Genomic DNA, 17,690 nt, shown 5'->3' with positions numbered 1-17,690 from the left:
CCTATCAATTTTTCTTACAATAGCGGCTCTATTTATGATTAACAAAAATATTTTTCCTTTATCAGTGCTGCTTTCCTGTCTTTCCTGTAATAGTTTAGCGCTGGATAAAAATCAGCATCTAGCGGGCGGTACAGCCAGCGTGGACAACAAAATGGCCTCAGCCTTTTCAATGCATTCAGCGAATATGACCAAAGCCAAAAATATTTTAAGCTTTAACGGCGGCAATAAATTTTTTGAAGAGCCCTGGGCACAAAGTGTTGGTTCCGTAAGCTCTCAAGATGGGTTAGGTCCCCTTTTTAACAGTAATGCCTGTCAAAATTGTCATGTACGTGATGGCCGGGGACATGCATCGGAAGCTGCAAAGGGGCAATTGGGGAATGATTTTTCTACCCTGTTAATTCGCGCCTCCAAGAGTGAGCTAACAACAGCGCAAACAGCACGTATCAAACAATCATTGCAAGCGAATGTTGGTGATGCCTGTATTGGTGGACAACTGCAGCACAAAGCTGTGTTTGGTGTTACAAATGAAGCTAATCAACAACTGAGTTATCGTTATAAGACGGTTAATTTTGCCGATGGGAAAACTATTGAGCTGCGCAGTCCAATTTGGCATGTTAAGGGTATTAGCTGCGATATTGGGCAAGATACTGTTCTTTCTGCGCGCGTTGCACCCGCAATGATTGGTCTGGGTTTACTGGCGCTGATTGATAAGCAAGATATTTTAGCCAGGCAGGATATTGATGATGCCAATCAAGATGGTATCTCCGGTAAAGCCAATCAAGTTTGGTCAATCGCGGCGCAGGGTGTCACCTTAGGCCGTTTTGGCTGGAAAGCGGGACAGCCAAGCTTAAGGCAGCAGGCAGCAGGCGCTTTTTTAGGCGATATGGGGATTACTAGTGATTTAGCTACCAATGAAAACTGTTTAAGCACGCAATCCGATTGTCTTAATGCAAAAAATGGTAATAGTCATCATAACAATACACCGGAAGAATTTGAAGTGTCAACGCGGATCCTCGACAAGGTCACTTTTTATGCTCATCATCTCGCCGTCCCGATACGCCGCAACGCCTATGCACCAAAAGTTTTACAGGGTAAACAACTTTTTAATAAAATAGGTTGTGGACAATGCCATAGCGAAAGCTATACAACCCAAAAGAGTGAGCAGTTTAGTGAACTCTCCGAGCAAAAAATTTATCCCTACAGCGATCTGTTATTACATGATATGGGGACAGGGTTAACTGATTTTGATCAACACAGTAATGCCGTCGACGGTGAAATACCGGTTGAGTTTTTAGCGCAGGCAAATGAATGGCGAACCCCTCCTCTATGGGGAATTGGTTTGGCACAGACAGTTGATCCTAAAGCTACTTTTTTACATGATGGTCGCGCCAGAACCATTTTGGAAGCAGTTCTCTGGCACAGTGGTGAAGCGCAGACAAGTAAATTGGCCCTATTGAAACTGGATAAGGTCGAGCGTCAGGCACTGCTTGCTTTTTTGCACGACTTATAAGGAAATAAAAAAGCAGATCTGTTTTAATGCAGATCGGCTCTTTCACGCAATGACAATTACTAGCTACCTAACTTCCTGACTTCCTAACTTCCTAACTCCCTAAGATCTTCATTGGTAATGCCAGGATCTCTTCAGGCGAATCTGCAAAATACATAATAATAGCCACCAAAATGCCAACGGTTAACAGATACCACACTGTTGAAAAAATTTGCCCGTAACGATCCAGTGGAAGCAGATGACTTTGATGACGACCACGCCACTCCATAATAATTTCGACACTGCCAATTATTAGCAAAAAGCCTAATAAGGCTAATCCTAAACTATAGCTGATGAATACACCCAGCGCAGCGGCTAGCATACAAGCAACTAATCCAAGCTTACTATTGATTGAAAAGCTAATACTTTTTAGAATATGCCCACCATCCAGCGGTAAAATTGGCAGCAAGTTAAAAAGATTTAAAAGACTGTTAAAAACAGCCAGTCCGGCAAAAAAAGTAATATCGGTAGACCAATAAAGCAGCAGACAGGCAATCGACAGGAATAAACCAAAGGTTGGCCCCATAATGGAAATAACCACATTTTGCCAGCGTGTATTAATTTTATCATCGCTAACAGCCAGTCCCCCAAAAAAAGGGATCAGGTAAATACCCTTGGTTTTCATAGAAAAATACTGCATAGCACGAATATGGCCGTACTCATGAAAAACCAGGCAAGCGATTAATGACAGCGCAAATTGCCAGGAGAAAAACCAGCTATAGGCGGCCAAGCTCGCACCAGCAAGGATCACTTTAAATAATTTGGCACTTTTAAATAATTTAAGACCCAATGAGAGCAGTCCCACAGTGCTAAATTTCTTTTTAATCTGCGGCTTTTTTATCGGGACTTGCTGCTCGATATCTTTACTGTTACGGCTGCCTTGATCAATGATACGACCATCTATCATTAACTGATACTCAATAGTAAAGGGCTGCCAAGTTAAATCAATAGCGAGCTGACATTGCATTGCCGGTTGCGCCTGCTCTTCAGGCTCGACTGCCCGAGGCACGTTATTATGCAGCTCAAAATGATGACTCGATTTTGCGTCTAGATTTTCTGTTGCACTTAACTGCGAGACTAAATTATCCCCCCAATACAGCTCTTGCCACCCGGCAAGGGAGCCCTCGAGCCTTAATGTTTTTCCAAAATGTTCAAGTTGTAGCAATTCCACTATGCGCTTCCCGTTTGTTGAAGATAGCCATATTATGCCTTCATTGAATAACAACACAAGGGCTACTCCTAGTAAAAAAATACCTTCATAAATAACAAAAAAAGCAGAGCCCTTAGAAAAAAGACACTATTAATTGCCCATCAGCACTGCGAAATAAACAATCAATTTAACTAACAGAATGTTATTATCAGCTCCCCCAATTTCTCTCTCCCAATAAGGTACCTCTCTGTGGCGCAGCTCTATTTCTATCACTCAACCATGAATGCCGGTAAATCAACCTCTCTATTGCAATCCGCCTATAACTACCGGGAGCGTGGCATGCAGTGCTTGGTCATGACACCCAGCATTGATAATCGCGCCGGCGTGGGGAAAGTCGCCTCGAGAATTGGGCTGGAGTGTGATGCACAACTGTTTTCTGGTGAGGATAATTTAGCAAAAATGATAGAGATCGCCCATCGGGTAGAGCATCAGCATTGTATTCTAATTGATGAAGCACAATTTCTCACTAAAGAGCAGGTTAAACAGTTAACCTGGATCGTGGATAAGTTATCAATTCCTATTTTGTGTTACGGCATTAAAACCGATTTTCAAGGTGAATTATTTACCGGTAGCCACTATCTGCTGGCTTGGGCTGATAAATTGGTTGAGTTAAAAACCATCTGCCACTGTGGCCGTAAAGCTAATATGGTGTTACGACTGGATAAACAGGGTAAGCCAATCACCAAAGGAGCACAGGTTGAAATTGGCGGTAATGAAAGCTATGAATCCGTTTGCAGGAAACACTTTCGCATTTTTATATGGGATTAAATTTCTTTGATTTAAGCCAAATACCAGCAGGTTATCTTCATCATTTAGGACGAATCCTTCAACCGATAACAGCGAGCCTCTCTTAATAAAAGACTTAAAATATGTGCGTCTGTTTTCATTGCCAACTAAGATAATCTTATGGGCTAATCGCCATCCTTGCATGATCAGGCAATATAAAAATCTGCCACAGTACAAAAGATCTGCTAAAATCGCCTGTTATTACTTCAACAAAAGCTAAAATAACAGTTCAAATAACAGTTCAAATAACAGTTCAAATAACAGTTCAAATAACAGTTCAAATAGCAGTTTAAATAACAAGTAAGCCGTTTGAAGGATTAAACGCATTAATAAAATATATTCTCAATTATCCTTAGGAACAGCCTATATGAAAAAACACTTTTATCGCATAACATGCGTATTAGCCTTCGCTATAACACTAATTATAAGTGGATGCTCAACACAAAAAAAGCCCCTGATAATACCCAAAATAAAAACACCAAATCCGATTGTTAACATAAAGCAAGTGCCTGAAGGACCTCTTGAAATCAGCATTGTGTCGTTGCAAGAATTGGATAAATTATTTGATAAATACCAGTACAGCAGTGAAAATTGGGAAAACGGCAAGTGGGAATTACCACGTATCACCTTTGAAAAAGTGACAGATAATTGGCAAAAAAATTCGCAAAAACTTCCTGTCGAAACTAAAAAATCATTCTTTTTCCGCCTGATGGCACCCCTTATTTTAATGGCCAACGAAAATATTCTTGGTGAGCGAGAAATAGTCAAATACGATTCTTTAAATTCACCTGAACTGAAAAAAGTGGCCCTTAAATATCGTCTTATAAAAAATAAAAAAAACCGAATAACCGCCACGATGCGTAATATGTTATTGAATAAAGTTGATATTTTACCGCCCTCCCTTGCACTTGCACAGGCAGCCGAGGAAAGTGGCTGGGGCACCTCCCGTTTCGCAAAAGAAGGTAATGCTTTTTTTGGTCAATGGGATTTCAGTGGTAACGGCATGAAACCTAAACGACAACGTAAGGCGCTGGGAAATTATGGCGTAGCGCGTTTTGATAGTCCGCTGGCATCCGTTGAAGGTTATATGCTTAATATCAATACCAATAACGCTTATAAGAAATTACGCAGGGTACGTGCACAACTGCGCGATAAGAATCAAAAAATAACCGGTCTTAAATTAGTAGGAACATTGAATAAATATTCTGAACGTGGCCAGGCATATACCGAGGGTTTACGTAAGATGATCCGTTATAACAAACTGCAATTCATTGATAATAGCTATTTAGCCGATAATAGATTAATTCATTTAATCAGCGGACAAGAGTGATAAAAAAAGAGATTTAGTATCATTAATAAGATATGCGCACTGGGTTAAACTGCGCATATCTTTCTGCTGCCGGCAGCTAATATTAAACTTTTATTTACCTTAACGTTATTTACTTAAGGCTTTATTCATTCGTTCAAATCCGGCTTCTAAATCAGCAATCAGATCATCTACATTTTCCAGACCAACATGCAGGCGGATCAGCGGCTTGCTTTTATCCCACTGTGTTACCGTGCGTATTTTATCAATACCAAAGACGCCCAGAATAAGACTTTCAAAACCGCCCCATGAAAAGCCCATTTTAAAATAATCCATATTCTCAACTAAAGCAGTCACCGATTTTAAATTTCCCTCTTTTAAAACAAATGAAAATAAACCATTACTACCACTAAAATCGCGTTTAAAGAACTCATGACCCGGACAGGTTTCGAAAGCGGGATGACGCAGGTGATCAACTTCAGGGCGAGTTGCTAACCAATTAGCGACGGCAAGCGCATTTTTTTCATGTTGCGCCATACGTACACCTAACGTACGTAATCCACGACTGGCTAAATAAACATCGTCAGGCGAAGTACATTGACCCAATAAATAACTGTGTTCTCGCAGCGTTGGCCAATACTTGGTATTCGCCGTGGCAGTGCCCATCATAACATCGGAATGCCCAACGATATATTTAGTCGCCGCTTGAATGGAGATATCAACACCCATTTCGAAGGGACGTGAATTGATAGGAGAAGCCCAAGTATTATCTAACATCACTATCAGATTATTTTCATGGGCAATACGGCTTAATGTGGGTACATCTTGAATTTCCATGGTGATGGAACCTGGTGATTCAAGAAATAACACTTTGGTATTAGGCTGTATTAGCTCACTGATCCCCGCACCAATTAACGGGTCATAATAAGTCGTTTCGATACCAAATCCGGCCAGTAAAGTATCACATAAAGCACGGGTAGGTTCGTAAGCGTTATCAAGCATCAATAAATGATCGCCCGCTTTTAAAAAGGACATTAATGCACTGCTAATCGCAGCGGTACCGGAAGGATATAAGGCGGTACCAGCACCACCTTCAAGTTCAGCAATAGCCTCTTGAAAAGCAAAGTGAGTCGGTCCGCCACGGCGTCCATAATACATTTCGCCATTGTTTTTATTTTTGCCGGCAAAACGCATATCTTCCATCGTATCAAACAACATAGTTGAAGCACGCACCACCGGAGGATTAACCACCCCTTTTGTCCATTTTTTATTACGTCCTAGACATACAATTTGTGTTTCTTTTTTCATATTTATTTCCATCGGTAAATATCGCAAGTAATACCATATTAGCATTTCACAGAGTGATGAACAGTGAGAATAAAGCCATAGCTTAGAAGAAAAAATTGCTTTACGGGTTAATTTCGCAAAACAGCTCAGAATAATCCAATCAGTAATCTAATAAATTTATTACAACGCTAGAGACAATTATCTTATATAATTTGCAGGCGATACTCTATTAAGGTCTTAATCATGTTATTTCAGTCAGAATTTGTGCTCAACCGTGAACATTTTGAAGAATGTTTTGATCAATCATTATTGTTAGGGGGAAAAGCGACGCCGAAATATAAATTGATGGCCTTTCTTGTTTTTGCAGGTAGCGCGATTATCGTATTTGCTGACCAACAAAAGACAGTGGGTTTGTTTATTATTTCTCTCTCTTTTGTTGAATATTTCAGTTTTCGTTACCGCCGTGCATGGTGGTTAATGAGACAGATGTGGAGCAAAAATTCTCATAATACCATTACCTTAACGATCAGCGAACGGGGTGTAAAAACAGAAAGTTTATATAATAACAATGAACTGCTCTGGAATGAGATTAAACACGGGGTTGAAACCCCAAAAGGGTTGATGCTGTATTTGAAAAGTGGGGCTAAAAATTACCTCTCAAAATCCAGCTTAAATAAACAAGCGATTGCATTTATCAAGTTGAAAGTTGCTCAGCCAGTAATAAAAGAGCAGTCATAAGGCTGCTCCATCAACCCCGAAAAGGCTCATTCAACAGCCATTAAGCACAAGCTGTTTAGACTGAAAATCAAAATTTTCCACTGTTTTTATTTCCAGAACGGCATACGCGGGCATCTCATAGGGATGAGAGTTTATTAATGCTTGTAAAGCCGATTGAATTATCTCTGCTGAGCAGACCATTTCAACTTTATATTCGGCTATTTTTGTCATTTGATTTTTTGTACCAATAAAAGCATTACTCGCAGCAAGAGGACGATATTGGCCATCTCCCAGAGTTTGCCATGCACAACAATCATAATCCCCAATACGCCCCGCCCCTGCTTTAAATAAGGCACTTTTTACGCTTCCTAGATGTGAAACTGGTACATAAAAAATCAACTGATACATTTTATTTCCCTTTTATTAGCAGCCAATATGATTATCGAATAAGTAAACGTTATAATTCAAAAGGCTAGAGTTCAAGATTTCGAACTTGCACCGTAGTGTTAATGGCATATTTATAATCGCTATCGGCGGCCAGCTCGCCAGACAGATGAATTTCAACAGAACGTATGCTTGCCGATGCACTGGAAACAACTGATTCAGTAAAAGTCAGATCGGTTATTGTTATAAAATTGTTATCTGAAAGTCCTTCCCAGTAACCTGTTGAGTCACAATGAGCGGCAAGGGGATCAACTCCACTGCCAAATTTAATTTCATTCTCAGCAGGCAAAAATTTGAATCCCATTCGATTTGTATCAGTAATAGCGGTGGCAGAGTCATGATTGTAAGAATAGACGATGCACTTTAATGTATCGCTAGTAAATGTATCAACCATTTTAGTATCGCCACTGCCCACTAAAAAATCGCTGCCTCCGTATCCTGCCCGCCTGATATCAGTTTCCATAATTAACATAATCGACTGCAAATCAGTACGTAACCGTGAATATTTTAAACTTTTTGCACCGGAAGAGACACCGGTGACATACAGGCCAATCACCATAGATAACAGTACTGAGCCAAGTAATAGCGCCAGCATCAGTTCAATTAATGAATATCCTCTGTTTTTAGTTAACATTGTTCATATCCTAATCGAGCGCTGTCCGGAGAACATATTCTTAAACGTATTCTTGACTGGATCACTTTTAATGAGTCCCCGTTACTATTACTCAAGGTCACATTACCGAGATTAGTGTCAAATCGCATCGGCTGGTAGGAGGCTTGGTTACTGCCAAAATTTGTCGCAGCAAACAGCTTTTTACCGTCGGCTAACTGTTCCACTTTATTATGACCGTTTAACGAACATGAATCAGCGACAGGACTATTTGACATCGCCATTTTCCAACTATTAGAATTTGTGGCCTGGCAAAAATGTACATAAATCTGTCGATTACCTTTAATAGCCTGAGTCTGCGCTAAACGCAAAAAGTGATAAAGATGTTCAGTTTTTTGTATTAAAGTCTGCTGTGCAAAGAGAGCCCCGTAATTACTGATGCCAGCTGCTACCAGAATCATGATTACCGTTAGAGAAGCCAATAACTCAATGAATGTAAAGCCACGATTATTGTTATGTTTAATTTCCATATAAAACCTTTCAACAGCATCCATTTTGATCAAAAATTGAGGTCTTTGGGTTTATATATCCCTCAAAAAAGTTTGATGCAGAAATAATTTTTGCATCAACAAAGCTTAGTTTAAACAGATGCTTAATCAAGTAACTCTCTTTTTTTTTATTAAGAATTATCCGAATATTATTACTCGCCTTGCTGATGATTTTAGGTTGTAAAAAAATCAAAAAATCTTTTTAATGTCATAAAGTTGCAACAATAATTCCTTATTGTGTCCGTACGCAGAATTTTTCTGCCGTGAAACCAAGGAAAATAATATGCAATACAGCAAGACTGATACTGATATTTTTGCCGATGATGCTCTTTTTTTTACGGCAAAGAAAAAAATTCCAAAGGTGCGAAAATGGCGTGAAATTGAAGCCATTAAAGAACAGCAAAAGTTATCAAAAGAGTTACTTGATATGGGTTTAGACCTTGATTTTTCATTAAGCGAATGGGCTCAACTTAGATTATAAATTAATGACTTATCTCTTAGTTAATCTATTGATGGCATATAAAACACTGAATATGGAAATGCTTGGTGTTTTTATATGCAACCAAATTCGGCTCTGTTCTTAGGAGTCTTGTGCCCTCAATGTCCTGCGAGTCAATGTCCTGCCATACACTGCGAGTAACTGCAAACCTGCTAAATTTTTCTTGAAAAGGATGCAATTATGCCAAGCTGAACAGGCGCTACTAACAGATAGCTTATTGGTAATTCTTCTGATCACTGACCACAGTCATGCAAGAACGCTGAAGTGACCTACGAAAGCATTTCTTAGGATTGGTTTGTAGAATAATACCCGGCTAGCCACCGACTTTTTTTAGCGCGCTATTGCGCATTAATACATTATTATAATCAACCAGACTGCTTGCCTGCGGGTAACGGGTATCGGCAAATAGTGGATTTTTGTGTACTGAGTTTTTATGTACTGAACATTTGTGTGCTAAACATTTATGTGCTGAATATTTGAGTGCTAAACAATAGCGCTTTAATTCATTTAGCATCAATTTTTTCTAATATATTGTGATACATCTACTTGCTTGCAAATGATTTATATACCCATTTCTTTATTAAACAAAAAAATCCCCAACCTTTGACAAGATCAGGGATTATTATCTCTCTGTAAAATCGTTCCAGTTTTCTTAAAAAGTCCTTAACCTATCGGCATTGCATCAAAAGATGCTTTTTTTAATGCGCTTTTGATAGCTAAACTTGAAACAATGATTCGATTGATAAACCCTGCTCAGAGAGTACATCACGTAAATATTTTAGCGCTTCAACTTGTATCTGCCGCACACGTTCGCGTGTCAGACCGATCTCTTTCCCCACATTTTCAAGTGTTGCAGCTTCATAACCTAACAAACCAAATCGTCTTGCTAATACTTCACGCTGTTTAGGATTAAGGTCTTCTAACCACTTAACAATACGCAGTTTCATATCAGCCTCTTGCAGTTCATTTTCCGGTGAAGCCTCTTTTCGATCTGGAATAATATCCAATAATTCTTTATCAGAATTATTTCCTATGGGGATATCAACGGAACTAATACGCTCATTAAGTTTTAAAATCTTAGAGACTTCTTTCGCGGAGACTCCCAAAACTTCGGCGATCTCTTCAGCCGTTGGTTCGTGAGTAAGCGTGTGTGTTAATTCACGGGCAGTTCGTAAATACACATTTAATTTTTTTACTATGTGGATAGGCAAACGAATAGTACGGGTTTGATTCATTATCGCGCGTTCAATCGTTTGACGTATCCACCAGGTTGCATAGGTTGAAAAGCGAAAGCCTTTTTCCGGATCAAATTTTTCAACAGCCCGAATAAGCCCTAGGTTACCCTCTTCAACTAAATCTAATAATGATAATCCACGATTATTATAACGACGGGAAATTTTCACTACCAGGCGTAAATTACTTTCTATCATGCGTTTACGTGATACTTGATCACCGCGCAGTAAACGCCGGGCGTAATAAACTTCTTCTTCTGCTGTTAATAGTGGCGAGAAACCAATTTCACCTAAATAAAGTTGAGTTGCATCCATGCTTTTTACTTCATTAGCAACAGCTATCTTAGCGGCACTAAAATCTTCATCATCAATTGTATCTGTATCTGTATCTGCATTTTCATCCAGATCAAAAGGGAGACTTTTTTTGCTCTCTAATTTTAAATCCTTAATCATAACCACGTCCTCTTTAAAAAGCTTAACCTGCTATTACAAAAAACCTGTTATTTTATGTTAAGATTTATAGATATCTGCCCATAAAAAAGCTATTCCATTCATGAACTAATGATAATTAATTAAGTAAACTATTAGCGTTTAGGTAAATAACGCATGGGATCGATAGACTTTCCTTGATAACGGATTTCAAAGTGCAGTTTCACACTATCTGTACCACTATCACCCATTGTTGCTATTTTTTGGCCTGCTTTTACCTGTTGTTTTTCGCTTATTAGTAGCTGCTCATTATGTGCATAAGCACTTAAATAATCATCATTATGTTTGATGATAATTAAATTACCAAAACCACGAAGACCCGCACCTGCGTAAACAACCTCACCGGACGCTGCCGTGTAGATAGGCGTTCCACGCTGATTTGAGAGACTGAGCCCTTTCATTCCTGTTTCAGAGGAAGCAAAAGTTTTTGTCAATTTTCCTTTTGCGGGCCATTGCCAATGGCTTATTTTAACATTTAATTTTTTAGGCTTAGTTATTTTTACATCGGTTTTTCTCGTAGAGGAAGAATAGGTGATTGGATTTTTTTGTACAATAGCAGGTTGACTTTCTTTGCTATAAACTTGATCTGTGTTTGATATTTTTTTGTCTTTTATTGGGGGAGGCTTTCTTTTTACTGCTGGCTTTTTAACAGAAATGGTATTTCTCTTCTTGGCTGCGCTTAAATGTAAAGTTTGTCCTTCCTTAATAAGATAGGGTGCAGATAATTGATTGTAGTTCGCCAAATCATTAACATTAATATTCGCCCGCCAGGAAATAGAAAATAAAGTATCACCTTTTTGCACTTGATAACTTTTAGCAGTTATTCCCGATGTTTGCTGCTTAACGGTTTGATAGCGAGTGCTCCCCGTTACATCGGAAACAGGAACAGGGCCATATGAAGATGAGCAACCACTTAAACCTAAAGTGACTAACAGAAAAGCTAAAATTCTCACCGGTAATTAGTTCTCAGTAGCAGGGTATAAAAGAGCGCTAAAAAAAATATCAGCCAACTTTTAAAATAACCCTGTTTGCCAGAATTAGATCGCATTCCCTACCCTCCTAATAATATTAAAGGTGTGACTGAAAAAAGATCTAAATATAAGCCTAAAAATAGATTCCAGAAAACCAGCTTTAAACAAAAATCTAAGCAGTTTACCAGTCAATGACAAAATCACGTTACAATAAGAGCAAATGAATTAAAAAAGGGAGTATTAAATATTCCCCCTACCTGCGCTGCAGCTGTTTATTCAGAAGATCCTGTTATTCTCTCGATTGTGATCAGCTAAAGCGCTTCAAAATCCTTCCATACTATTATAGTTCAGACCATAATTGTGAAGCGAGAGTCACGAGCGTCTTGTTAACTGCGTAATACTTGAGCTCTCGTTTCTTATTTTATTACATTAAAATGAGTATTTTGTCGGTCACTTGTCTAACCATTTTGTCAGGTCGGATAACTGCTCAGTCGCGGTTAAATCAATCTTAAGGGGAGTGATTGAGACATATCCATTTTCAATAGCATGGAAATCAGTCCCGTCACCTGCTTCCGCAATCTTCCCGGGAGGACCAACCCAAAAGATTTCTTTTCCTCTGGGGTCAACACTTTTTTCAATCATTTCCGCTTTGTGGCGTTTCCCTAAGCGGGTTATTTTAATGCCTTTAATCTGCGCTAAAGGGAGATCAGGCACATTCACATTAAGCACTTGATCTGTTGATAAAGGTGATGCTAATAACTTGCCAACCAGCTGTTTTGCATAAAAAGCAGCACTCTCAAAATGCGTTTGACCCGCCAAAGAAATAGCAATAGCAGGCAGACCTAGAAATCGCCCCTCCATTGCTGCTGCAACTGTCCCCGAATAGAGCACATCATCGCCCATATTTGCACCATGATTAATCCCGGACACAACTAATTTAGGCACTGTTATACAGATTTTGTTAAGCGCTAAATGCACACAATCCGTCGGCGTACCACTTACCGCTATAAAACCGTTGTCTAAATACTGCAGACGTAATGGATTTTCTAATGTTAGTGCGTTACTCGCACCACTGTGATTTCGGTCAGGCGCGACCACTTTCACATCCGCCAGATCTTTTAATGCATGATATAACGCGTTTAAACCAGGCGCATAAACACCATCATCATTACTTATTAATAGGGTCATCAGCTTGCCTTTATTAATTCACGCAACACACTGGTTGCGTAACAACCAGAAGGTAAATAAAACTCAACTCTGACCGTTTTATTATCCAGCCAGATTGATGAAAATTTTTCAGGTACTAATAATAGCGGACGACGCTCCTGCTTTAAGCCATTTTTAGCCAGCCCCGCTTGAATCTCCTGATAGGGGGTTAACAGTTCACTTTCATATTGTTTTGCATCATCTAATGAAGTCAATTCGCCCGCTCCCCACAAAGGGGCTGTCAAACAAACTTCGCGGCTTTTTAACCGCTGCTTGGTCTGCTTGTCAAGTTCCGTTAGCGGGAAAAATGAACGGTTAGCCACAAACTGCACACAATCTCCGAGGATCGGTTTATCATATAAATCATCTTTAACACGTGCTGACACAACCTGATTAAACAAGTAACTGCGCGCAGCACTTAAATACATACCGCGTTTAAAACGATCTTTAATTTTACGGCCCCGGAACATTAATAATGCTGCATTAACATTGTGTCCATCAAAACCAAAACGCTGTGATCCATAATAATTTGGCACACCCCCTTGAACCTGCAATAGTGCTTTTTCCATTGCACTTTTATCACTAATTTCACGTATAACAATGGCAAAAGTATTACCCGCTAATGCCCCTATTTTAATCTTTTTATTATGGCGAACAACATTAAGGATAGTCACACCGGGCGATTCAAAGGTACTAAAATCAGGTGTTATCTTTCCGGGAATATGTAATGAAAACCACTGTTTAGTATCAGCATTTCGATCTTTAAGTCCTGCGTAGCTGACATTTTTAGCTGGAATAGCAGCAAACTTGGCTAATTCCCTGGCTAGATAGGCCGTATTTTCACCCACTTTTTGCACCCATAAGCAAACATGTTCCCCCTCACCCGTTAACTCAAACCCAAGGTTTTCCTCAACGTTAAAGTCTTCACATGACTGTTTAAATATACCTTCACTTTGTGGCGCGCCATACAGATAATTAAAATCTAAGTTAAATACTTGTTTTTCTTCTTCTGTCATATTTTTTTCTTCATTAATAAAACCACAGCATGCGTAGCGATTCCTTCGCTACGCCCAATCGCACCTAATCTTTCCGTCGTCGTCGCTTTGACATTAACATTTTGGATTTCAGTGTCGACGAGTTGTGAGATTTCGACGCACATATCTGGAATAAACGCGGCCATCTTAGGTTGTTCCGCAACAATAGTCAGATCTATATTTCCAATTTGATAACCGCGCTCTTTAACCTGCAGAAAAACATTTTCCAATAATTTTCGGCTATCAATCCCTGCATACTGCGGATCATTGTCTGGAAAGTGACGACCGATATCACCTAATGCTAATGCCCCTAACAGGGCATCACATAATGCATGTAAAGCCACGTCACCATCGGAATGTGCAATTAATCCCTGATGATAAGGGATTTTCACGCCGGCAATAGTGATAGGTCCTTGCCCACCAAATTTGTGCACATCAAAGCCATGTCCGATACGGATCATAAGTTACCCTTTATTATTTGCTTGTTGGTGATGATAAATATAATTCGGCGAGTGTTAAATCTTCAGATCGAGTCACTTTTAAATTATCACTACGCCCTTCAATGATGGCAACCGGTAATCCTGCCATTTCCATTGCCGATGCCTCATCGGTGATCTGCTCTGGAAATTCGGCGCTTTCTATCGCATTAATTAATACTTTATTTTCAAACATCTGCGGTGTCAAAGCATGCCAAAGATTTGTCCTACTGACAGTCTGAGTGATCTGACCATCGAAATCACTGCGTTTCATGGTATCGCGTACCCGAGTCCCAAGAATTGCGCCATGTTTTGACTGCACTGCCGTATTGATAAGTTTATTGATATCGGTGCTTTTAATACAGGGGCGTGCCGCGTCATGCACCAGAACATATTCCTCGCTCGGCAGCACTTTTAATGCACATAACACAGAATCAACACGCTCTTTTCCGCCAATAACCACTTTTATCTTAGAATTTTCAGCAAGCGGCAGCTGTGCAAACCAACAATCATTCTCTGCAATGACAACAATGACCTTTTTTATATCAGGGTGGTTCAAAAATGGCGCGATGCTGTGTTCGATAATTGTCTTACCTAACAGGGGCAGGTATTGTTTAGGGATATGGGCCCCAACACGTTGACCTATCCCAGCAGCGGCAATCACCGCATTTAAATTTAATCGACTCATTCATTAATCTTCTTTTGGCACAATACGGAAAAAAGTTTCACCCTCTTTAACTAAACCTAACTCATTGCGCGCACGTTCTTCTATTGCGTCCGTCCCCTCTTTGAGATCTTTTATTTCAGAAAACATCATCTGATTACGCTGCCTTAATTCACTGTTATTTTCCAGAATAAGAGTAACCTCTTCCTGCAAATTATGCCGATCCCCTAATCCATTTTTTCCAAACCAGAGGTGGTATTGTAACAAAACCAGCAAACAGAGCATAAAAAACACAAATAAACGCATAAAAGGTCAGGCTCCACAGTAAAACGAGTAAGGTTAATAGGAGGTTATTTTTACATATTAAGCGTTAAATTTAAACGCACGCTAACAAGTAAAAAATCCCCATCAAAAGACAAGGATCCACAAGCTATCATTTTCTAATACCCGATTTAATTAAGATGAATAAACGATTAAGCCGCTTTCCAAAATAATAGCTTGTTTTCAAGCTGTGGAAAAACCGGGTGAATAAAAATTTTATAAGTTGTCAGCATACCGACAATTATTTTAATCACCACCATCTGTTCAATGCCAAGCAGGTAATAGGCATAACCTCCGACGAACGCTGAGCTAAGCATTAAAATTTGAAATAAACGCAGACGTTTCATACTTAATGCGGTTAATATCACCGTAAAATCAACCCAAGTTAGTAACAATCCTAAGGATGGATTTGCCAAATAACTGTTAATTGCAAAATTGGCAAAATAAGCAAAACCAGCCAACATCAGTACTAACAATAGGTTAATAATTTTTTTAGGGGTCTTAGTAAAATCACAAGCATAACGGTATAAAGTAACACCACCAACGACTAAGTTCAGTAACACCTTAGGCATAACACCGATTAGCAATCCCCAAAGGGTATCATTAGCAACAGAAAGAAAAGAAGCAAGACGCACTCTTTTCATGCCATTAAAAACCAATAATAAAATATAAAAAAGGACACTCGTCCAACCTAAGACTTCGACTAATAATTCCATACTCATTTTTGACTACTATCTCCACTGTGACATTATTTTTAAAAGAGGCAGTAGTTTACTCTTTCTTTTTTTGTTAATAAATGATCTAACCCACTAAATTCGCCCAATCCCTTTGAGCATCGAGCCATCAGCCATCGAGCCGACAGCCATCAACGGACAGCCGACAGCTCGACAGCTTTTCTTCAGGCAAAAAAAATCCCCACCGGAGTGAGGATTATGATTCAAACTGAATTAGTTTAAATTAAAAGTTAAAAGTACCTTTAACTTCTTTAAGACCATTGTAAGGTGCTTTTGAACCTAGCGCTTCTTCAATACGTAGAAGCTGGTTATATTTAGCAACACGATCACTACGGCTTAATGAACCCGTTTTGATTTGGCCAGCAGCAGTACCAACAGCAAGGTCTGCAATAGTTGAATCTTCTGTTTCACCAGAACGGTGAGAGATAACAGCAGTAAAGCCAGCATCTTTAGCCATTTTGATTGCAGCAAGAGTTTCAGTTAAAGAACCGATTTGGTTGAATTTGATTAAGATAGAGTTAGTAATACCTTCTTTGATACCACGAGCCAGAATCTTAGTGTTTGTGACAAACAAATCGTCACCGACTAGTTGAATTTTATCACCTAGTAGTTCAGTTTGGTGTTTGAAACCATCCCAATCAGACTCGTCAAGACCATCTTCGATAGAAACAATTGGGTATTGGTTAACAAGATCTTCAAGGAAGTAGTTGAACTCTTTAGCAGTAAAAGTCTTACCTTCACCTTTAAGTTCGTACATGCCAGTTTCTTTGTTATAGAACTCAGATGCAGCACAATCCATTGCTAGAGTGATGTCTTTACCTAGTTCGTAACCTGCGTTTGCAACAGCCACTTTAATGGCAGCAAGTGCAGCAGCGTTAGACTCAAGGTTTGGAGCAAAACCACCTTCATCACCAACAGCCGTTGAGTGGCCATCAGCTTTAAGTACTTTAGCAAGGCTATGGAATACTTCAGCGCCCATACGCAGACCTTCACGGAATGTAGATGCGCCAACAGGTTGAATCATGAACTCTTGGATATCAACAGAGTTATCAGCATGCTCACCACCATTGATGATATTCATCATTGGAAGCGGCATAGAGTAAACACCGGGTGTACCGTTAAGGTCAGCGATATGCGCGTACAGAGGCACTTTTTTCGATACTGCAGCCGCTTTTGCTGCCGCCAGTGAAACAGCCAAAATAGCATTTGCGCCAAATTTAGCTTTGTTTTCAGTACCATCTAAATCAATCATGATTTGATCAAGTTCAGCTTGTTTAACTGCATCTTTACCAATAAGCGCTTCAGCGATTGGGCCGTTAACAGCAGTAACAGCTTTAAGCACGCCTTTACCTAAGTAACGCGCTTTATCACCGTCACGCAGTTCTAATGCTTCACGAGAACCGGTAGATGCGCCAGAAGGTGCTGCAGCCATACCGATTGAACCGTCAGCTAAGTGAACTTCAGCTTCAACAGTTGGGTTACCACGTGAATCCATGATTTCGCGACCAAGTACTTTTACGATAGTGGACATAATTGTTCCTTTAGTTGTATTAAAAATAAGTTTAAAAATGGGTTATATAATTCCAGATCACTTTAATGCGTTATTTTTT

Annotated in this window: 20 protein-coding genes; 5 read left to right on the top strand and 15 right to left on the bottom strand. The window is 39.5% G+C overall.

The annotated features are described in order from the left end of the window. Positions 1 to 34: 34 nt before the first annotated feature. Positions 35 to 1,510 carry a di-heme oxidoreductase family protein gene (locus PING_RS03615; RefSeq protein WP_011769099.1) on the top strand — a complete coding sequence of 492 codons (1,476 nt, stop codon included), beginning with the start codon at positions 35 to 37 and terminating at the stop codon, positions 1,508 to 1,510. 91 nt (positions 1,511 to 1,601) lie between these two features. On the opposite strand, the gene PING_RS03610 is transcribed toward PING_RS03615, so the two are convergent. Then, positions 1,602 to 2,717: a site-2 protease family protein gene (locus PING_RS03610; protein WP_041765909.1), complete on the bottom strand. Its 1,116-nt coding sequence runs from the start codon at positions 2,715 to 2,717 to the stop codon at positions 1,602 to 1,604. Between the two features lie 228 nt (positions 2,718 to 2,945). Here PING_RS03610 and PING_RS03605 point away from each other — a divergent pair, with 228 nt between their 5' ends. Together PING_RS03605 and PING_RS03600 are read left to right on the top strand one after the other, a co-directional pair. Next, positions 2,946 to 3,524 carry a thymidine kinase gene (locus PING_RS03605; protein ID WP_011769097.1) on the top strand — a complete coding sequence of 193 codons (579 nt, stop codon included), beginning with the start codon at positions 2,946 to 2,948 and terminating at the stop codon, positions 3,522 to 3,524. Positions 3,525 to 3,909: 385 nt separating this feature from the next. Then, positions 3,910 to 4,872 carry a glucosaminidase domain-containing protein gene (locus PING_RS03600; protein ID WP_011769096.1) on the top strand — a complete coding sequence of 321 codons (963 nt, stop codon included), beginning with the start codon at positions 3,910 to 3,912 and terminating at the stop codon, positions 4,870 to 4,872. 105 nt (positions 4,873 to 4,977) lie between these two features. Here the strand turns inward: PING_RS03600 and PING_RS03595 are convergent, their stop codons facing one another. After that, positions 4,978 to 6,156, bottom strand: a complete 1,179-nt coding sequence (locus PING_RS03595) for a cystathionine beta-lyase (RefSeq protein ID WP_086004600.1) — start codon at positions 6,154 to 6,156, stop codon at positions 4,978 to 4,980. A 222-nt stretch (positions 6,157 to 6,378) separates the two neighbouring features. Between PING_RS03595 and PING_RS03590 the strand changes: the two genes are divergently transcribed. Beyond that, on the top strand, positions 6,379 to 6,873 hold the full coding sequence (locus tag PING_RS03590) for a YcxB family protein (RefSeq protein ID WP_011769094.1): 495 nt from the start codon (positions 6,379 to 6,381) through the stop codon (positions 6,871 to 6,873). A 30-nt stretch (positions 6,874 to 6,903) separates the two neighbouring features. Here PING_RS03590 and PING_RS03585 read toward each other — a convergent pair whose 3' ends face one another. The 3 genes from PING_RS03585 to PING_RS03575 all read right to left on the bottom strand — a co-directional run bounded on the left by PING_RS03585 (position 6,904) and on the right by PING_RS03575 (position 8,436). Continuing rightward, on the bottom strand, positions 6,904 to 7,260 hold the full coding sequence (locus tag PING_RS03585; protein WP_011769093.1) for a structural toxin protein RtxA: 357 nt from the start codon (positions 7,258 to 7,260) through the stop codon (positions 6,904 to 6,906). Between the two features lie 64 nt (positions 7,261 to 7,324). Continuing rightward, positions 7,325 to 7,930, bottom strand: a complete 606-nt coding sequence (locus PING_RS03580; protein ID WP_011769092.1) for a prepilin-type N-terminal cleavage/methylation domain-containing protein — start codon at positions 7,928 to 7,930, stop codon at positions 7,325 to 7,327. Next, positions 7,924 to 8,436 (bottom strand): GspH/FimT family pseudopilin, encoded by a 513-nt coding sequence (locus PING_RS03575; protein ID WP_157035300.1) that lies wholly within the window; start codon positions 8,434 to 8,436, stop codon positions 7,924 to 7,926. Before PING_RS03575 ends, PING_RS03580 begins: the two co-directional genes overlap by 7 nt. A gap of 301 nt (positions 8,437 to 8,737) precedes the next feature. On the opposite strand from PING_RS03575, the gene PING_RS03565 reads away from it, so the two are divergent. Further along, positions 8,738 to 8,935: a DUF3545 family protein gene (locus tag PING_RS03565; protein WP_011769090.1), complete on the top strand. Its 198-nt coding sequence runs from the start codon at positions 8,738 to 8,740 to the stop codon at positions 8,933 to 8,935. A 331-nt stretch (positions 8,936 to 9,266) separates the two neighbouring features. Here PING_RS03565 and PING_RS03560 read toward each other — a convergent pair whose 3' ends face one another. The 10 genes from PING_RS03560 to eno all read right to left on the bottom strand — a co-directional run bounded on the left by PING_RS03560 (position 9,267) and on the right by eno (position 17,611). Continuing rightward, complete coding sequence (locus PING_RS03560; protein WP_041765901.1) at positions 9,267 to 9,467, bottom strand: hypothetical protein; 201 nt, start codon at positions 9,465 to 9,467, stop codon at positions 9,267 to 9,269. 202 nt (positions 9,468 to 9,669) lie between these two features. Beyond that, on the bottom strand, positions 9,670 to 10,638 hold the full coding sequence (gene rpoS / locus PING_RS03555) for an RNA polymerase sigma factor RpoS (RefSeq protein WP_011769089.1): 969 nt from the start codon (positions 10,636 to 10,638) through the stop codon (positions 9,670 to 9,672). A gap of 131 nt (positions 10,639 to 10,769) precedes the next feature. Next, positions 10,770 to 11,627 (bottom strand): peptidoglycan DD-metalloendopeptidase family protein, encoded by an 858-nt coding sequence (locus PING_RS03550; protein ID WP_011769088.1) that lies wholly within the window; start codon positions 11,625 to 11,627, stop codon positions 10,770 to 10,772. 468 nt (positions 11,628 to 12,095) lie between these two features. Continuing rightward, a complete protein-coding gene (gene surE, locus PING_RS03545; protein WP_041765899.1) occupies positions 12,096 to 12,836 on the bottom strand; it encodes a 5'/3'-nucleotidase SurE in 741 nt (246 codons plus the stop codon). Continuing rightward, on the bottom strand, positions 12,833 to 13,867 hold the full coding sequence (gene truD, locus PING_RS03540) for a tRNA pseudouridine(13) synthase TruD (RefSeq protein WP_011769086.1): 1,035 nt from the start codon (positions 13,865 to 13,867) through the stop codon (positions 12,833 to 12,835). The genes surE and truD overlap by 4 nt, the downstream gene beginning before the upstream one ends. After that, on the bottom strand, positions 13,864 to 14,346 hold the full coding sequence (gene ispF / locus PING_RS03535; RefSeq protein WP_011769085.1) for a 2-C-methyl-D-erythritol 2,4-cyclodiphosphate synthase: 483 nt from the start codon (positions 14,344 to 14,346) through the stop codon (positions 13,864 to 13,866). The genes truD and ispF overlap by 4 nt, the downstream gene beginning before the upstream one ends. A 13-nt stretch (positions 14,347 to 14,359) precedes the next feature. Further along, positions 14,360 to 15,049, bottom strand: coding sequence for a 2-C-methyl-D-erythritol 4-phosphate cytidylyltransferase (ispD, locus tag PING_RS03530; protein ID WP_011769084.1), 690 nt, complete (start codon positions 15,047 to 15,049; stop codon positions 14,360 to 14,362). Between the two features lie 3 nt (positions 15,050 to 15,052). Then, entirely contained in the window at positions 15,053 to 15,331 is a 279-nt protein-coding gene (gene ftsB / locus PING_RS03525) for a cell division protein FtsB (protein WP_011769083.1), read from the bottom strand. Between the two features lie 167 nt (positions 15,332 to 15,498). Continuing rightward, positions 15,499 to 16,068, bottom strand: coding sequence for a hypothetical protein (locus PING_RS03520; RefSeq protein WP_011769082.1), 570 nt, complete (start codon positions 16,066 to 16,068; stop codon positions 15,499 to 15,501). Between the two features lie 235 nt (positions 16,069 to 16,303). Beyond that, complete coding sequence (gene eno, locus PING_RS03515; protein ID WP_011769081.1) at positions 16,304 to 17,611, bottom strand: phosphopyruvate hydratase; 1,308 nt, start codon at positions 17,609 to 17,611, stop codon at positions 16,304 to 16,306. Between the last annotated feature and the right edge of the window lie 79 nt (positions 17,612 to 17,690).

This window comes from Psychromonas ingrahamii 37, from assembly GCF_000015285.1.
In the GTDB taxonomy this organism is placed as follows: Bacteria; Pseudomonadota; Gammaproteobacteria; order Enterobacterales; family Psychromonadaceae; genus Psychromonas; species Psychromonas ingrahamii.
The sequence above is the reverse complement of the archived record's forward strand: the minus strand, read 5'-3'. Positions and strand labels throughout refer to the sequence as shown.